This window comes from Streptococcus oralis SK610, from assembly GCF_000257455.1.
GTDB classification, from domain to species: domain Bacteria; phylum Bacillota; class Bacilli; order Lactobacillales; family Streptococcaceae; genus Streptococcus; species Streptococcus oralis_CB.
The window spans coordinates 20,898-37,323 of record NZ_AJKQ01000019.1; the positions used below are offsets into that span (position 1 = coordinate 20,898).

13 protein-coding genes, 1 tRNA gene and 1 riboswitch are annotated in these 16,426 nt (G+C 39.6%); of the genes, 3 read left to right on the forward strand and 11 right to left on the reverse strand.

The window, feature by feature from the left end:
- Positions 1–32: 32 nt before the first annotated feature.
- From HMPREF1115_RS07200 to HMPREF1115_RS07210, 3 genes are all read right to left on the reverse strand, one after another.
- Positions 33–1,109, reverse strand: coding sequence for an aspartate-semialdehyde dehydrogenase (locus HMPREF1115_RS07200; protein WP_000542494.1), 1,077 nt, complete (start codon positions 1,107–1,109; stop codon positions 33–35).
- A gap of 390 nt (positions 1,110–1,499) precedes the next feature.
- A tRNA-Thr gene (locus HMPREF1115_RS07205) sits at positions 1,500–1,572 on the reverse strand.
- A gap of 105 nt (positions 1,573–1,677) precedes the next feature.
- Positions 1,678–2,190 (reverse strand): QueT transporter family protein, encoded by a 513-nt coding sequence (locus HMPREF1115_RS07210; protein ID WP_000737312.1) that lies wholly within the window; start codon positions 2,188–2,190, stop codon positions 1,678–1,680.
- Positions 2,188–2,284: riboswitch (PreQ1 riboswitch) on the reverse strand. (Overlaps the previous gene by 3 nt.)
- A 28-nt stretch (positions 2,285–2,312) precedes the next feature.
- Between HMPREF1115_RS07210 and HMPREF1115_RS07215 the strand changes: the two genes are divergently transcribed.
- Complete coding sequence (locus HMPREF1115_RS07215; RefSeq protein ID WP_000746023.1) at positions 2,313–2,750, forward strand: GtrA family protein; 438 nt, start codon at positions 2,313–2,315, stop codon at positions 2,748–2,750.
- A gap of 79 nt (positions 2,751–2,829) precedes the next feature.
- A complete protein-coding gene (gene mscL / locus HMPREF1115_RS07220) occupies positions 2,830–3,210 on the forward strand; it encodes a large conductance mechanosensitive channel protein MscL (protein ID WP_025170998.1) in 381 nt (126 codons plus the stop codon).
- A 41-nt stretch (positions 3,211–3,251) separates the two neighbouring features.
- Here the strand turns inward: mscL and hemH are convergent, their stop codons facing one another.
- From hemH to pitA, 6 genes are all read right to left on the reverse strand, one after another.
- Positions 3,252–4,346: a ferrochelatase gene (gene hemH / locus HMPREF1115_RS07225; RefSeq protein WP_002882395.1), complete on the reverse strand. Its 1,095-nt coding sequence runs from the start codon at positions 4,344–4,346 to the stop codon at positions 3,252–3,254.
- A 77-nt stretch (positions 4,347–4,423) separates the two neighbouring features.
- Positions 4,424–5,296, reverse strand: a complete 873-nt coding sequence (gene srtB / locus HMPREF1115_RS07230; RefSeq protein WP_000858431.1) for a class B sortase — start codon at positions 5,294–5,296, stop codon at positions 4,424–4,426.
- A gap of 75 nt (positions 5,297–5,371) precedes the next feature.
- On the reverse strand, positions 5,372–6,370 hold the full coding sequence (gene srtB / locus HMPREF1115_RS07235) for a class B sortase (protein WP_000695091.1): 999 nt from the start codon (positions 6,368–6,370) through the stop codon (positions 5,372–5,374).
- A gap of 16 nt (positions 6,371–6,386) precedes the next feature.
- Positions 6,387–7,652 (reverse strand): DUF7601 domain-containing protein, encoded by a 1,266-nt coding sequence (locus HMPREF1115_RS07240; protein ID WP_002882385.1) that lies wholly within the window; start codon positions 7,650–7,652, stop codon positions 6,387–6,389.
- Complete coding sequence (sipA, locus tag HMPREF1115_RS07245; RefSeq protein WP_000924787.1) at positions 7,652–8,203, reverse strand: PI-2 pilus system signal peptidase SipA; 552 nt, start codon at positions 8,201–8,203, stop codon at positions 7,652–7,654. The genes HMPREF1115_RS07240 and sipA overlap by 1 nt, the downstream gene beginning before the upstream one ends.
- The gene (gene pitA, locus HMPREF1115_RS07250) at positions 8,203–10,794 is read right to left on the reverse strand and encodes a PI-2 pilus tip adhesin PitA (protein ID WP_001026092.1); all 2,592 of its coding nucleotides are present in this window, start codon (positions 10,792–10,794) and stop codon (positions 8,203–8,205) included. The genes sipA and pitA overlap by 1 nt, the downstream gene beginning before the upstream one ends.
- A gap of 358 nt (positions 10,795–11,152) precedes the next feature.
- Between pitA and pepT the strand changes: the two genes are divergently transcribed.
- On the forward strand, positions 11,153–12,376 hold the full coding sequence (gene pepT / locus HMPREF1115_RS07255) for a peptidase T (RefSeq protein ID WP_000222022.1): 1,224 nt from the start codon (positions 11,153–11,155) through the stop codon (positions 12,374–12,376).
- Between the two features lie 36 nt (positions 12,377–12,412).
- Here pepT and HMPREF1115_RS07260 read toward each other — a convergent pair whose 3' ends face one another.
- Both HMPREF1115_RS07260 and HMPREF1115_RS07265 read right to left on the reverse strand, forming a co-directional pair.
- Entirely contained in the window at positions 12,413–15,457 is a 3,045-nt protein-coding gene (locus tag HMPREF1115_RS07260) for a pneumococcal-type histidine triad protein (protein WP_000731466.1), read from the reverse strand.
- A gap of 13 nt (positions 15,458–15,470) precedes the next feature.
- The gene (locus HMPREF1115_RS07265) at positions 15,471–16,388 is read right to left on the reverse strand and encodes a metal ABC transporter substrate-binding protein (RefSeq protein ID WP_000747429.1); all 918 of its coding nucleotides are present in this window, start codon (positions 16,386–16,388) and stop codon (positions 15,471–15,473) included.
- Between the last annotated feature and the right edge of the window lie 38 nt (positions 16,389–16,426).

Genomic DNA, 16,426 nt, shown 5'->3' on the forward strand with positions numbered 1-16,426 from the left:
AAGGAGTTCATCTGAACTCCTAAACGATATGACTATTTTAATTCAAATTTCAACTCAGCTGTTGGACGAACCAATCCACGTTCGTGAAGCGTTTCTGCAATCTGAACTGAGTTCCAGGCAGCACCTTTAAGAAGGTTATCTGAAACAACCCACATATGGATTCCTTTTTCAGCATCTAAGTCTTTACGGATACGACCAACAAAGGTATCACGTGAACCAACTGCATTGATAGCTTGTGGATAGATTTGATGAGCTACATCATCTTCAAGAACTGCACCTGGGAAGGCTGCGATAGCTGCTTTCACTTCTTCTATTGGAGCCACTTCTTTTGTTTCAATGTAAACAGACTCAGAGTGAGCAGACAAGACAGGAATACGCACACATGTTGCAGACACTGCGATGCTATCATCTTCCATGATTTTCTTCGTTTCCTTAGTCATCTTCATCTCTTCGTAAGTGTAATCATTGTCCGTGAAGACATCGATTTGTGGAAGAGCGTTAAAGGCGATAGGATAGTGTTTCTTGTCACCACCTGAAGGCAAGATTTCCGCATGCAAATCACGTGGATTCACACCGTCATTCAAGACTTCACGGAGTTCACGTTGTGTTTCAAGAATCGCTCCCATACCAGCACCTGAAACCGCTTGGTAAGTTGAAACGATGATACGGTCCAAGCCCCATTTTTGACGAACTGGCTCAAGAGCCACCATCATTTGGATTGTTGAACAGTTAGGGCAGGCAATAATCCCGTTGTGGGCATCAAGTGCATGAGCATTGACCTCTGGAACAACCAAAGGAACATCAGGATTTTGACGGAAATAAGATGTATTATCTACTACTACCGCTCCAGCTTGAACTGCGTATGGTGCATACTTAGCTGATGTCGAACCACCTGCTGAGAAGAGTGCAATATCAACACCCTCAAAAGCGGTCTCAGTCGTTTCTTCAATCGTAATATCTTGGTCTTTAAATTTCAAAGTTTTGCCTGCTGAACGTGCAGAAGCAAGGTAACGAATTTTATCGATTGGAAGTGTTGATTCTTCCAACATTTTTATCATCTGAGCTCCGACAGCACCTGTCGCGCCGACTACAGCAACTGTATATCCCATAAATAACCTCTTTCGGAATTTTCTAAAAATTTCTATAATAGATGTATTATACTACTTTTTCCAAAAATTGAAAAGCATTTTTAGACTATATTTTCTGAAAACTAAAAATCCCTAGTCATTGACCAGGGACTAAGAGGCATCTTCATGTGATGAGCAGGTTCACACAACTCATCAAGGTCCGCTCCTGCGTTATGACCTCCTTATGCTCAATAGCAGTCCGAAGACTACCTATCGACTCATCGCATCTACTATTCTACTAGATAGAGTCACTTTTGTCAACAGCCAAAACTCTTTGCTTCATTTATACAGGTGCATAAGAAATATCTTTGAAAAATTTGGGGCAGACATAACAATAACCCTTGTAAATAAGGGTTTTTTCTATCTATTTAATGCTAATTGCCGGGATTGAACCGGCGACCTCATCCTTACCATGGATGCGCTCTGCCAACTGAGCTAAATCAGCTTACCTAAAAAGTATACTATAGTTCCTAGTTCTTGTCAAGCGCTCTCTTTTAATTTTCTGGAATGAAAAAAGCTAGACCTGGCAAGAATCTAGCTTATAAACTTCTTATTTTGTTAGATCAATTCGCTGTCCCAGTTTTCCGATTAGGATTGCACCAACGATAAGCGATGCAAACTCTCCAATCCCTGTAGAAAACCAAGTAAAGAAGAATGGAGCTTCTGTCAAGATATGAAGTTCAGCTGCAATGGTAATCATTGAAATGGAGAAGAGGATTGAAAAGAAGAAATGGTCTTTTCGAATCAATCCGTTAAAGAGGTAATCTTTGCTGTATTTTGCAAAGAGCCATACCCCTAGACTAAGGAAAACTAAGGTAGAACCTCCACCGACAAAGACATCAATCATACCAAAAGTACTAAATAAATTAGCAATCATGCAACCAATCGTCACACCGATGATGTATTTAGGGTTGTAAAATGCCAAGAAATTCAACATTTCTGAAATACGGAACTGATACGCCCCAAAACTAAGAACATTGATTGGTGGCGTAATAGTCAAGACCACATAAATAGCAGCAACAATAGCGATGTTTGCCATGTCACGAACAGTTAATTTTTTCATGTTTTCTCCTTTAGCAGTTTCCCGCGTAAAATATGCTTGGTGAAAGAAGCTAAGCACCAAGGGTTGAGATTATCAACCTTACTAGTATAGCACATTAGCTAGCATTATGCTATACTAAAATCATGAAAAAACGAATAAAAGCTTTCTTTGATAACGAGATTCTCTCCTACCTATTTTTTGGTGGTGCTACTACTCTGGTTTCTATTGTATCACGTTTGGTTATTTACCATATCAGCCACCAGGAAATCCTCGCAACTGCCCTCGCAAATATTATCGGGATTCTCTTTGCCTTTCTCACAAATGATACAATCGTCTTTAAACAAGAGAGAAGGAATTGGCCAACCCGCCTGGCTAAGTTTTTCTTAGCTCGTCTTTCTACTCTTGGTCTTGACGTTCTTTTAACTTATATCTTTGTTACAACTTTCCCTGATATTATTGGCCAGTTTGTCGAATTTAATATAGATAGGGTTAATACGATTGAAACTATTCTAGCACAAATCTTGATCGTCATTTTAAATTATATTTTCAGTAAAATCTATATTTTTAAAGGGGGCAACTGACCACTTTGAGCGTTCAAGTTGCTTTTTGTCACAATTTAGGATATAATAAATCAGAAAATTAGGAAAGGAATTTATGAAAATGTTAAAGGATCTTAAAGCATTTTTGCTTCGTGGTAATGTTGTTGACCTTGCTGTCGGTGTGATCATTGCCTCTGCATTTGGTGCTATCGTTACTTCATTTGTTAACGATATCATCACTCCACTTCTATTGAACCCAGCTTTGGAAGCTGCGAAAGTACAAAACATCGCTGAGCTTGCATGGAATGGTGTTACATATGGTAAATTCTTAAGCGCTGTTATCAACTTCCTTGTTGTGGGTACAGTTCTCTTCTTCGTTATCAAAGGTATTGAAAAAGCTCAAAACCTTCGTAAGAAAGAGGAAGTGGTTGAGGAAGCACCTGCTGCTCCAACTGAACTTGAAGTTCTTCAAGAAATCAAAGCTCTTCTTGAGAAAAAATAAAACAGATAAAGGATCTAGCTTAAAGCTAAATCCTTTTTTCTTTACTCTTTTGGTAATTTCCCAGCCTTTTCGAGCATTTTCTTAATTAAGTACGGCATCTTCACATTTTCACGGCCTTTTTTCTCAATGAGCTTTTTGACAAATTCTGGCATCTGAAGGTCGTCTGTCTCCTCCATGATGTCCTTAGTAGTTGCCGAAGGAGCTAACTCATCAAAAGTTTCTTCTTCTGGGAGAAAAGCTTTAAATTCTTTGTCTTCATTCGCTCTTACAGTAGCAACTAATGCGTCAATTAAACGGCTATCCGTATTGGGCATAGGTGGACGATGGTAGGTGACATCTAATTCTTGACACAACTCATAACATTCTACATCGTTGTCAAACAGGACTTCGATGTGCTCACTGATAAAACTAATCGGGACAAAAATATAATGCTCGGGATGTTGCTTTTGTTCTCGTAAATATTCTAAAACATCTGGCTTGATCCAAGGGATTCCAATATCGCTTTCGCTCTGCCAAGTATTGGTATAGTGGTCTGTCATTAGGCCGAGTTGTTCAGCGATTAGCTTGCTATTATCGAAAATCTGATCGATATATGGATCTCCATAGTCCAAGGCAAAAATGGGAACACTGTGGGCTGAAAAGATTACCTTGAAAGATTCTTCTCCCACATGGTTTCGTAAAATTTTTCTAATCTCATCTGTCCAAAAGTCCAACAAAGGCTGCTGTTGATACCAGTCCTTAATGACTAAAAATCGGATCTGCTGGCTTTCCAGAAACTTTTCATACCCCATGACTGAGTAAAAAGAATAATGAGGTTCCAAAATCAAGCAGATACATTCTTCAACACCATCAGCTTCCATCTGCTTGATCACGTCTGGAATAAAGGGACGAGAAAATTTGTTGGCAAAGTAGATACCGTACTCCTCGCCTAAACGTTCCTTGACTAAATCAACCTCCTCACGTGTAATCCGCTGCAAGGGTGTCCCGCCGATAAGGACATAGTTGTCATAGAGAGTCTGGATCTCGTGGTCTTGGGGTCTAACTCCACGACGAATGTTTGTAAAAAATTCTGCTACTCCTTCAAAACTAATCTCCTCTGGAGATCCAAAGGTCATCATTAATATTGCTTTTTTCATGTTATCATCCTTATGATATTATTTTCACTATCTATTCTATCATGAAAGAAAAAAATAGTAAACGCTTCCGACGTCTACTATTTCTTTTGTTCTTTAGTCTTTTTATCTCGTCTCATGATTAGGATGATAACAACAAGGAGTAAAATAACGATAATCAGGAGAAGAAAGGCAAGGATATAAATCCAATGCGTTGTTAGCCCTTGATCGAAATACCGCGTCCCTACAGCTTCTCCACTTTTATCCTGGGCTGCTTTTACTGGTGCATCCGTTATTTTAGCTAATAGGATATGTCGTCCGTTGGTAATGTTAAGGAAACAGGTGCTTAACAAAACAATCTTGTCCGTTGAGGTCAAGGAGACATCTCGCTTGTACTTGGCTTTACTTAGCAAATATTGATAGTAAGCCTGGTGTTCCTCATCGTTGGAACTCAAAGTTCGGTAAATCTCCGTGTCATAGGCGTCTACTTCTAAAATCCCAAAAATCTCCAGACCACGTTCACGGCCATTGTAGTAGATAGAGCCATAGCGATGCATTTCAAAAAAATCTTGATCCGCAAATTTTTGAATCTCCCCAAACATAGCACCAGAAGCCATGGAGTGACCATAGATGATGGTGTTAAAGTCAGTAAAGTTTGGATTAAAACGATAGTCTAGAAAAATAGACCCTGACACAGTATAATCGCCAAAAGCATTGCGGTCAAGGTATTTGACATTGTCCTGACTCTGCAAGAGGGGATAGTCTACCTTGGTTCCATCAAGGCTAATCCAACCACAAACATCCTTGTTGAGGTGCTGCAAGGTTTCAAAGCCCGTACTGCTGGCATCCTTTTCAATAGGATTATAATGATCGTAGTCACTCGCAAGGACTCTATCAGCTGTAAAAAGACAGAAAAAAGCTAGAAAGAGGGATAGAATGACCTTTATGACTTTGTGATTCGTACTTGTTTTCATATTCCCTTCTTTCTCCTTTCTAGCCTTGAAAATAAAAGAGCAAGAGAGGCTGTCCCTTTCTCTTTTATCAGTAGTTTAGTCAGTAATACTATCTGCTTCTTCTTTTGCTTCTCTTCTTCGTCGCAAGATCAAGTAGAGGATGATGAGCAAGAAGATCAATAGCAAGAGCAAGATAAATAAGATGATGTACCATATCCACAAAGGAATCGATGAGAGAAATCGTCCGAGTGACGAATCATCAAAGACACTGTAAGGGAATGGTTTTGATTTTTTCGTATGGAAGGTGTTTTTTGGAACCGTATCCGTAATCTTGGCAACTACGATATGTCTCCCATTTGTTACGTCTAGGAAACAGGTACTGAGAAGGATGATATGGTCATTTGGCCCCAGTGTAATGTCTCGTTTGTGAATGGCAACCGAGAGTAAGTGATCGATATATTCTTGGCGCCGATCATCCCCATTAATACCTGGATCGTAGATGTTAAAGTCATAGGCGTCCACCTCGAGCATCTCAAAGATCTCAAGACCTTTTTCAACACCATTATAGTAAATACTACCGTAACGATGCTGATCAAAAAATTCCTTATCAGAAAACTTTGCTACATCTCCAAACATAACCCCATTTTCTACATGGTGTCCGTAGATAATGGTATTAAAGTCTTCGAACTTGGATTCATTTCGAGCCTCAAGAAAGATAGCTCCTGTTGCGGCAAATTCTCCCTTGGAGTCCTTGTTCAGGTATTTTTCATTGTCTTTGGCTTGGACTAAGGGATAGTCGATATTGGTGCCATAGACATTGATCCAACCGAGTACTTCTGGGTTGACTTGCTGTAGCTTGTGAAAGCCAGAAAAACTAGCAAGCTCATCCTTCTCAGTAGTACTTACTGGTCTATAGGCCTCATACTCACTTGATGAAGCCTGAGAATAAACCTGATTGGCATCCCAAAGGGCGTAGAAACCAAAGAGAAAGACTAAGGCTGTCAAGAGGAGCAAGATATGATTCATCAATGCATCTACAGCAAGGACCAGACGCCTAGACAAACTCCTTTTTGGTTTCTCACGCTTGATTTTCATAATTCAAACCAGTTGCCTAAGCTTGTCTGCGTTTTTTAGACAAAACAACAAATCCAGCCAAACCAAGACCAATCATCAAGATGAAAGGAAGATTGTCAATCAAAAGACCAGTAGGGGTAACGTCTTGAACGCTATTGGTGATTGTGTTTTCATTTCGTTTTTCGCCAACTAAAATACTATCTTGAGTCAAATCAGCTGAAATTCTGCCTGCTTGTGTTTTAGATACTCCATTTTCCCAATAAGCAGCTGAAGCTGTATAGCCCTGAGATCCTGTTTCAACCAATTTATAACGAGTACCTGCTGGGATTGTATCAAATACTAAGGATTGATCATGGTGTAGTGTAATTATTGTTTCTTTTCCGTATTCGAAAGTTTTAGAAACATTCCCGATTTTTCCTACAATAGATGTTCTATCTTCAGTAGATGCTTTTTTGAAAGTAAGCTTGAAAGTGAAATCTTTCGATTTATCTGCAGTTCCTCCTGAAACAACTTTTTTAATTACTAATGAGTCAACTTTAGGATTAAACTTCGCAAGGTGCGGATTATTAGGATGGGGGTGATTTGGATCTGTTATCTTACCAGCATTTTTACGATAGATATTTGTGAACAAATCATATTTGTAAGTAGGCCCTTTTTCAGATGGTTTCACTTTAGCTGTGGCCCCTGTTGTTTCTTGTTTAAAGTACACAGATGAGATATACACACCACTCGTTGATTTATTTTTTACAATAACATGCATTTCATAGCTACGATTATCATATGTCATTGAGTCAATTGCATCATCACCTCTTTGAATTGCTCTCCAACCGTCATTTTGTTTTTCAGCTACAGTATAGACATATTCTCCAGCGTGTGTGTAAGTCACGTTTGCAAAAATATTTCCAGTTTCTTTCTTAATACTAGTTTGATTTGGTTGCAAAACATCTCTTTCAGAATAATTAATTGTTTTATCTGCTATTTGACCGTTTGAAGCATTGATTGTTTCATATGGTACTCCGTTATTCGAATTACCGTTTTTCGGAGTGAAAGTAAAGGTAAAGTTAGCTAGTGGTGTAGTGATTCCTTCTGCAATATTCAACACCTTGTTAATGGATACTTGTGCATTTGTTTCTCCATTGGACATTGCGGTTGCATCAGAGTTTTCATCCGCAAATGTTGGCACTCCTCTAAAGACCGACAAGGCGGTTACAGCTGCAATGCTTGCAGTAACTAATTTTTTCAAAAATGTTTTTTTCATGATTATTCCTTTTATTTTTAAATTTCTTTTTTCATAAATTGTCATCAAAAGCCCCGTCGCCTTAGGACTGTTACCACCTTGCCATGGGTATCCTGTATCGGAATGGTTCCAAAAGCACGACTATCTACAGCCGTTGTCCGATTGTCTCCGAGGACAAAGAGTTGTCCTGCTGGGACTTTCATCGGGAAGCTAGCCCCTTCCTTATAGAGCAGCGTGTCTTTGTAGATATCCTGCTCTTGTTGAGGAGAACCGTTGATGATGAGACCATTTTCATTTATATCGATCGTACTTCCTTCGGTCGCAATGACACGCGCCACTCTTTCCTTGCCCTTATAACTATAGACGAGCAAATCACCAATCGAATAACGTTTATCCAGCCTATAGTAGACAACCAAGTCACCATCTTTTAAGGCTGGTTTCATGCCATCGTCATTGTATCTCAATAGTCCAAAGACAAAAAAGTAAAGTATGGCTAGTACAAACCCAACCATCAGGAGTTTACTGACTAAGTAGAGGATATCTCCCCATACACTCGGCGGAGACTTATCCCGATTGACTTGTGTTACTGTTTTCTTATGTTTCTTTTTAAGTAGCATTATTTTCTCCTATGTACCACTAGATAGCCGAGTAGGATTGTAAAGAAGATTCCCCCTAGAGGAAGGATTATTCCTAACACGAGTGTACTGCTGAGGAAGTCAACTCCGGTTTCAGGTACACTATTCTTATTATTCGTGACTGTCGCGGACTTGTCCCAATCCAGTTTGCCTTCTTGATTTTCATAAGAAACCTGATATCCACGAGAAGAGTTTGATTCCTCTTCTACGGTATAGTAACTACCAAGTGGAAGTCCATCAATTTTTATGGTTTGATCTTTGTTGAGATCAATAGACGCTCGACCATTCGTAAATTGTAGAGGGGTTCTTTTATTATTCACCGTTGCAGTATAGGTTCCATTCAGTGGACTATTCTGAGCATCCCTGATGTTAATGGTAATCTTGAAGGATTTTAATAGATTGGCAAATACACCAGTAACCTTTTTTGTAACGGATAAACTTGGAAGCTTGTGATTCGTAATAGTGCTGGTTTCATCTTTATTCAGATCACCCTCTTGATTCTCATATGTAACGTGGTAACCGTTCGTTGATGCCGCTTCTTCTTCAACTTTGAAATGAGTTCCTCGAGGAAGATAGCTTAGAATACCTTTCCAACGTTTTCGTTTATCAACACGAATCTTCGCTTCACCATTCACAACATTTATCTCACCAAAAGTTCCATTCAATGGCGTAGAATCAGGAGAGGTTAGTTTTACCTTAATCCAAAACTCTTTGTTCAAGTTATTTTCAGCTTCCAACACTTTCTTAATCGTCAGACTTGGCAATTGTTTATAGATTACCTTAAAGGATGGTTTAGATTCTGTACCAACATTTTTTATTTCTTTGGTAAAGGCGGGGACGTCCGGTGCAATTATATCGTATTGATATCCTTTGGCAACCTTTTCAAAGTTCCTCGTTTCATTAGATTTATTTTTTTCAACAGTCACATTGGTCTTTCGATATTCTTGATTGTCAGAACCTCCGTTCTTGTTCTTTTGAACCAGTTTCAGTTCAACATTACTCGGTTGATCAGCTGTAATAACAGTTCTCGCACCCGTCACACCTTGCCATTCAATTTCCACTGGTACCGTTAATGGATCTGAAGGCTTAAAGGTTGGGTTGTCAGAGTATTCTTTGGTCTTGGTTTGGGAAGTGCCTATTCCATAGGAATAAGTGACATTGGCCCCTTTATTGGAGTAGAGTTTATTGACATCAGAACCCTCAGCATCACCAGCCTCTAGTTTTTTATCACCAGCAATGGCATCTAAGGCTTCTTGACTTGATGTAACAGTAAATTTGAAGGAGTATCTAGCCCCATCTTCCAAGGAATAATTCGGAGAAAATTTAGCCGTAACTTCCACTAATCCTTCTGAGGTTGTCTTGGTATCAAAAGTTACTTGCTCTTCGGTTAATGTTTCACTGATACCATCTTTCTCTTTAACGACACGAAACTCTGAAGATCCATTAGGTAATAACTGAACATACTTAGAAAGAACATCCTTGATGGTCACGTGGTGGACTCCCAGTGGCAGAATCTTATCAGTGATATTTTTGAAACTGTCCCGTAACTGGTCTTCATCATTTGCAGATAATATTTCATTTGGAATGGAGGCATTATGTTGTCTTATATAATATTGCAGACTGGTAATACTGTCGACATTGTTTGAATAACGAAATTTAATCGAATAGAAACCATCAAGTGTTGGAGCCAAGCTATATGATAGACTATTTAAATTATTATTTAATCTATCCCAAAACCACTGGGGAGCTGTTTCGATATTAGGATCCTCGTTATTGTAGTTATATATAGTGTAACCATTGGCATCGTAGACCATATTCGCAAAGCCATCTGAAAGCAAAATAACGACTTTCTTAGCATTAGATCTTGCACTTCCCATTAACTGATTGGCCAAGGTTAATCCAGCCCCAATATTGGTCCCAGTACCAATCCCTGACTCAGTACCAATGGAATTACCTCCTGCAATACTCATGTTGTATACCGCTGTTTTAGCAGCACGAGCATTGTTACTCCATCCTAAAATCGTGTTAGCATCATCCCATGGTGAAACACCATCATAGTATTTTGTCATCCGTTCATAGGGCCAGTATGGTCTAAAAAGTCTCCATTTATTTCCATCCCAATACTGATCAACCTTTTTATTGTCAATTTTCCCACCAAATCCTACCATAGATAAGCGGTTATTGGAATTGGATAGAATGGTATCAATTAAGCCCTTACGACCATTCGTTCCTCTTAGAGTATTTTTCAATGCGTCAATCCGACTGATCGTCCGGCCATCAAAAGATTGAACATCCTGATTCTGCATACTTCCTGAGAGGTCTGCTACTAAAACAACATCCAAGGGATCCGTTTGGGTCTCCGTTCCCAGTTTGGAAGTGATATCCAATGACAACTCATACTTGTCATCCTGTCCTGATATCGGAGTAATCGTTTTATGAAGAGTTGTCTGAGGTTCTGTAGTAGAATCTGCATTTAACAGACTTATCGGAGCACACAAAAACAGAATAGCTAACAGTGTAACTAAACGGCGCGCAATAATTTGAACTTTCTTAAAATCGAAGCGAATGTTCATTTTATTCTCCTTAACTAGAATGTACTAATATTGTTACTATATCAATCTAGGACATTTACAAGATAATTGTACAATAAAGTTCACGCAGTGTCAATTAATATGATTAATTTTATATTATGTTAATTAATAAAAGGGTATGATTCTTCTTTGTCTTTCAAACTATTCTATGGTAAAATGAAAAAAGAATAAAAAAATCTCATAAAATATCGATGCATATATTTTAATCTAAAATATCCAAGATTTCATTTAAAAGTCTATTGAATTTGAATTATTATATTTTTTCAAAATTCATGAAATTTTCAGAATAAGGTTTTTTCCGAAATTTGCATTCTATTTTATGATTGTTAAAGGAGTTTTTATGACTTATCCGAACCTTTTAGATCGTTTCTTGACCTACGTTAAGGTCAATACGCGTTCTGATGAACACTCTACTACTACTCCAAGTACGCAAAGCCAGGTTGATTTTGCGACCAATGTTCTTATTCCTGAAATGAAACGTGTCGGTCTGCAAAACGTCTACTACCTTCCAAATGGTTTTGCGATTGGTACCTTACCAGCTAACGATCCAAACTTGACACGCAAGATTGGTTTCATCTCCCACATGGATACCGCTGATTTTAATTCTGAAGGAGTTAATCCGCAAGTCATCGAAAATTACGATGGTGGAGTTATCGACTTGGGTGATTCTGGATTTAAACTCGATCCTGCTGATTTCAAGAGCCTTGAGAAATATCCAGGCCAAACGCTTATCACAACTGATGGCACGACCTTGCTGGGGGCTGATGACAAGTCAGGGATTGCTGAAATTATGACTGCTATTGAATATCTGACTGCTCATCCCGAAATCAAGCACTGTGAAATCCGTGTTGGTTTTGGCCCCGATGAAGAAATTGGCGTTGGTGCCAATAAATTTGATGCAGCTGACTTTGACGTTGACTTTGCCTATACTGTTGATGGTGGTCCGCTAGGAGAACTTCAGTACGAGACTTTCTCAGCAGCTGCCGCTGAACTCCATTTCCAAGGACGCAATGTTCACCCTGGTACTGCTAAAGGTCAGATGGTCAATGCCCTTCAGCTAGCAATTGATTTTCATAATCAACTTTCAGAGAATGACCGACCTGAACTGACAGATGGTTACCAAGGTTTCTATCATCTTATGGATGTGTCAGGTAGTGTCGAGGAGGCGCGTGCAAGCTACATCATTCGCGATTTTGAAAAGGATGCCTTTGAAGCACGTAAAGCAGCTATGCAGTCTATTGCTGACAAGATGAATCAAGAGCTTGGGAATAATCGCGTGACCCTAACTCTGACAGACCAGTACTACAATATGAAGGAAGTCATCGAGAAAGACATGACACCTATTACTATTGCTAAAGCTGTTATGGAAGATCTAGGGATTACGCCTATTATCGAACCAATTCGCGGTGGGACTGATGGGTCTAAGATTTCCTTTATGGGAATCCCAACTCCAAATATCTTTGCAGGTGGTGAAAACATGCATGGACGCTTTGAATACGTCAGCCTTCAGACTATGGAGCGTGCGGTGGATACCATCATTGGCATTGTATCTTATAAAGACTAAAAAAGACGAGGTAGCTCAGCTACTTCGCCTTTCTTTTTATTCGTTCGGTTGAGCACTTGGCTCAGACTCACTTTGCACTTGCTTTTCTGTTGGTTGAGAAGCAGCTGTTTTACTTTCTTTCTCAGACTTAGATTGGCTATCAGTTTCACTTGCTTTTGAACGGAGTTCCTGGTTCAAGCTAATAATCTCTTTAGCTAGAGTGAGGAGACCTTCTTTATCACTGCTTTTGGCTGCAAGTTGATCAAATAGGGCATCAACACGTTCAAAGTCAGCATCGGATCCTTTGTTATCCTCTAAATACTTGTGAAGAGAGAGCAAGACATTATAGAGTTTTTGGTAGATAATCACCGTTTGTGGATCTTGTTCTGCTTCTTTTTCCTCTCGTTGGATAGTCGCTGCAATACGATTTAAAAGATCCTCAAGTTGTGTTTTAGCTTCGTCAAGGTCTGCATTTTCCTTTTCAGCAGCCGCTTTGATATTAGCCGCTTCTTCAGCTAGGGATTGTTTGACACCATCTTCCTTTACACGCGCTAGAAGTTGAACGACTTTGGATAGGAGAGCATCCACTTCTTCCTTCTTGACCTTGCTAACCCGCTCTTCTGGCATAAAATCACCGTAGAGTTCTTTTAGGAATTCATAGATGGCTGTCTTAGCGGTTTGACTATCTACTTTTTCCGTATCTAGAATAGTCTTACCAGCTTTTGTAGAAACGGGTTCTTCTTTGAGAGCTTCTTCTACTTCTAGCTTAGTTTGGTAAATAGTTGGGAATAACTTGTTCAAGTCGGTCGCTTTGAGGAAAGATTGTGACTGGTAAAGTTCCCATGTCAACTTAGCAACACGGTTCCGAAGCTCTTCTCTCAAACGACCGTCAGATACATGTTCGTAGAAATACTTGATGTACTCTACTGTTGTAACCCCTGTCCGATCTCGGAAATCTTGCAAGGCCTGAAGTTTCGCTTCAATGGCAGCCAACTCTGTCTCATCCTGTGCTAGTTTTGCTTCCTGCAAATGTACCAAAAGATCTTTCTTAGACAAGCCATAAGTGTCCGTATCCAGTGTATTGATCTTATCTACAAGAGCTTGGTATTTCTTATCCAAAGGTGATGTTTCAACTGGAGACACACTTTGATCCACATGGATGTATTGTTTATCAAAGAGATCCAAGGATGCTAGGTATCCAGCAGTTGAGTTTGTTGCCAGTTTTTTCATATTTTCGGTGAACTGCCCCAAAGCAAGTTCAACACGTCTCTGCATGATTGGCTTGTCTTTGTAGAGACTTCTGCTATCTGCTAAAAGTTGATCCACTTTAGATAGAACAGTTTGTTCATCAAATGCTCCAGGTTGATAGGTCGATTGTAGGGCTGGAATCTTGTTTTTCAAAGCCACTTCATAGCCCTTAGTTTGGACCTTGATATAGTGATTGTGGTCTCCGTGAGGAATCACAAAACTACCACTTTCTACCTGTAAACTATAAGGAGATACCCCATCACGTAGGGCCGTCGTATAAAGTTCATTTAGGAAATCCAGTTCTGGATTCCCAGTTTGGAGAGGAATACGAACATGTTCTTTTCGAACAGCATAGGGATGGATATGGGTTGGATCATAGGCTTGATCCGGATTTCCAAAGACAAAGAATCCATTTGAAATACGAATCGCTTCGAGCGGAACCCCGTAGGTCTGTGAGATATACTTGATTTTTTCTTCATCGCTCGCATCTCTTGAGAAACTTTCTACAGTCTTGGCAAGTGGTTGAACCGGCTCAGACTGATGATTTCCTTTCAAGTGATCTTGGGCAGCTTTGATTTGAGCTGCAGTCAAGTCCTTCTTAAAGAAATAATGAGCGTGTTCTCCATGAGAAACTACAAACCCTTGCTCATCTTCACTAATAACACGGTCAGCTGCAAAACCATGATCATGGTCTTCGCCGTGATGGTGGTCATGCTCCTCTCCATCATGGTCATGGTCTTCATGGTTGGTATCCTGACTTCCATGGTCACCGTCTTGATCATGATGGTCTTTTTGAGCTGGATGCTCTGCTGGTTTGCTTGGATTTTCCAAAGGTGTTGGCTTCCCACTGTCGCTAGATAAAGGAATCATTCGCGCAATCTTTTCTTCCAAAGCAGAAAGCTTTGTATATGGGATGAAATGATAGTGATTTCCATGAGGAATCGCTACGCCACTTGGTGTTCTGCTTGAAATCTTAGCAGGGTCAAAAATCAAGCCATCTGATTCTGCATAACGTTGATTACTTGGAAGTGCATAGAGCTGTTGCAATAGAGTCTGCAAGCTCTCTTCTGTATTGCTTGGTGTTTCAGTTTGTTCACTAGAATTAGTGGTTTGACTGGTTCCATTTTGACTTGGACGATAGTCCGTTACAGTCGTTTGTTTTCTAGTTCCAGATAGGTAGGCTTGAGCAGCTGCTAATTCGCTAGCAGACAAGGAACTCTTTGGAATGTAGTGGTAATGTCCACCGTGAGGAACAATATAAGCATCACCAGTATCCTCTATAATATCAGATGGATTAAAGATGTACCCATCATCGGTAGTATAGCGTCCTTGTGATCGCGCAAGTGTCACTGCACTGTTAGAAGTTGGTGCATCGTGAGTATGACCTTGTTTTTGGCGCTCAATTTCGTCCTTCGTACGAACGTTATCTGCATGCGCCGCATCCTTAAGGTAAACATAATACTTGCCATCCACCTTGATAATGTAGCCACCTTTGATTTCATTGACAATATCAGCGTCTTTCAGTTGATAATTGACATCTTTCATCAACAGTTCTTCGCTGAAAATCGCGTCAAAAGGAACTTTACCATTGTAATAATGGAAATGATCACCATGTGAAGTCACATAACCTTGATCAGTAATTTTCACAACAATTTGTTCAGCCTGAATATCTTCTTTTTTGCTAACTTGGTCTGGTGTCTGGGTCTCTGTTTTTTTAGTGTCTTGCTTCCCATCAACATAAGACACACGGTTATTATCTTTTTTTCCTTCTACCTGGTGTTGGTTCAATGCATAGATGCAAAGGCTTAGGGAAAGGACAAGAGCCGATCCTGCTACAAGGTATTTCTTCTTCATTTTTATCATCTCCTCATTTTAATTCTTCTGCAAGAACATTCATATTTTCTTCTAGATTTTCTAAGTAAGTTTTGTCATTTTCAGGATCTGCTTCTAAAGGATTGAGGGTCTTTAGGCTAACTCCTGTTGATTTGACCAAAGTCTCAGCGACTTTAGAAGAAGCATTGCTCTCAGTAAAGATGGTTTTAACCTTATAAGTCTTAACGAATTCTTGAATTTCTGTTAGTTGTCTCGGACTTGGCTCTTGTTCAGGTGAAATCCCTGCTATACCAAGTTGTTTCAAACCAAAGCGTTTAGCGAGATAAGAAAAGGCTGTGTGTTGTGTAACAAAGGTCTTTTGACTCGCTTTTTCAAAAATAGGCTGGTACTTCTTAGTCAATTCTTGGGCTTTAGCGATAAAGTTTTTAGCATTCTTTTGATACGTTTCCTTATTAGCACTATCAATCTCCGAAAGTTTGTCAGCGATAATCTGAGCTTCTTCACCTGCTTTTTCTGGATCTAACCAAGTGTGAGGGTCGTAGAGTGTTTTTTCATCAATACCGTCACCAGCTTCTACATCTTCTAAACCTGGAACACGCTCCAAGGTCATTCCTTCAGAAGCTTCTAAAACCTTAACTTTTGAGTTTTTCAAGTTAGGATCTAGACTTCCAGCCCAAGATTCGAGCGTATGAGAATGGTAGACAAAGACATCCGCGTCATAGATAGCAGCAATGTCATTTGCTGACGGTTCAAAGGAGTGAATTCCACTACTTGACTGAATCATCCGTACATCATTCAAGTCCCCCGATACCTCTTTTACCATGGCATAGATTGGGTAAAAACTTGTTACAATCTTCATCCCTTTTGCTTCTTGTGTTTCTTTTTGGCTACATGCTCCTAAGACAAGAACCAAGAGACCTACCACTAATAATAGAAATGTTCTTTTTTTCATCGTTACTCCTTAACTAGTATTTAACCATTTAATTAACT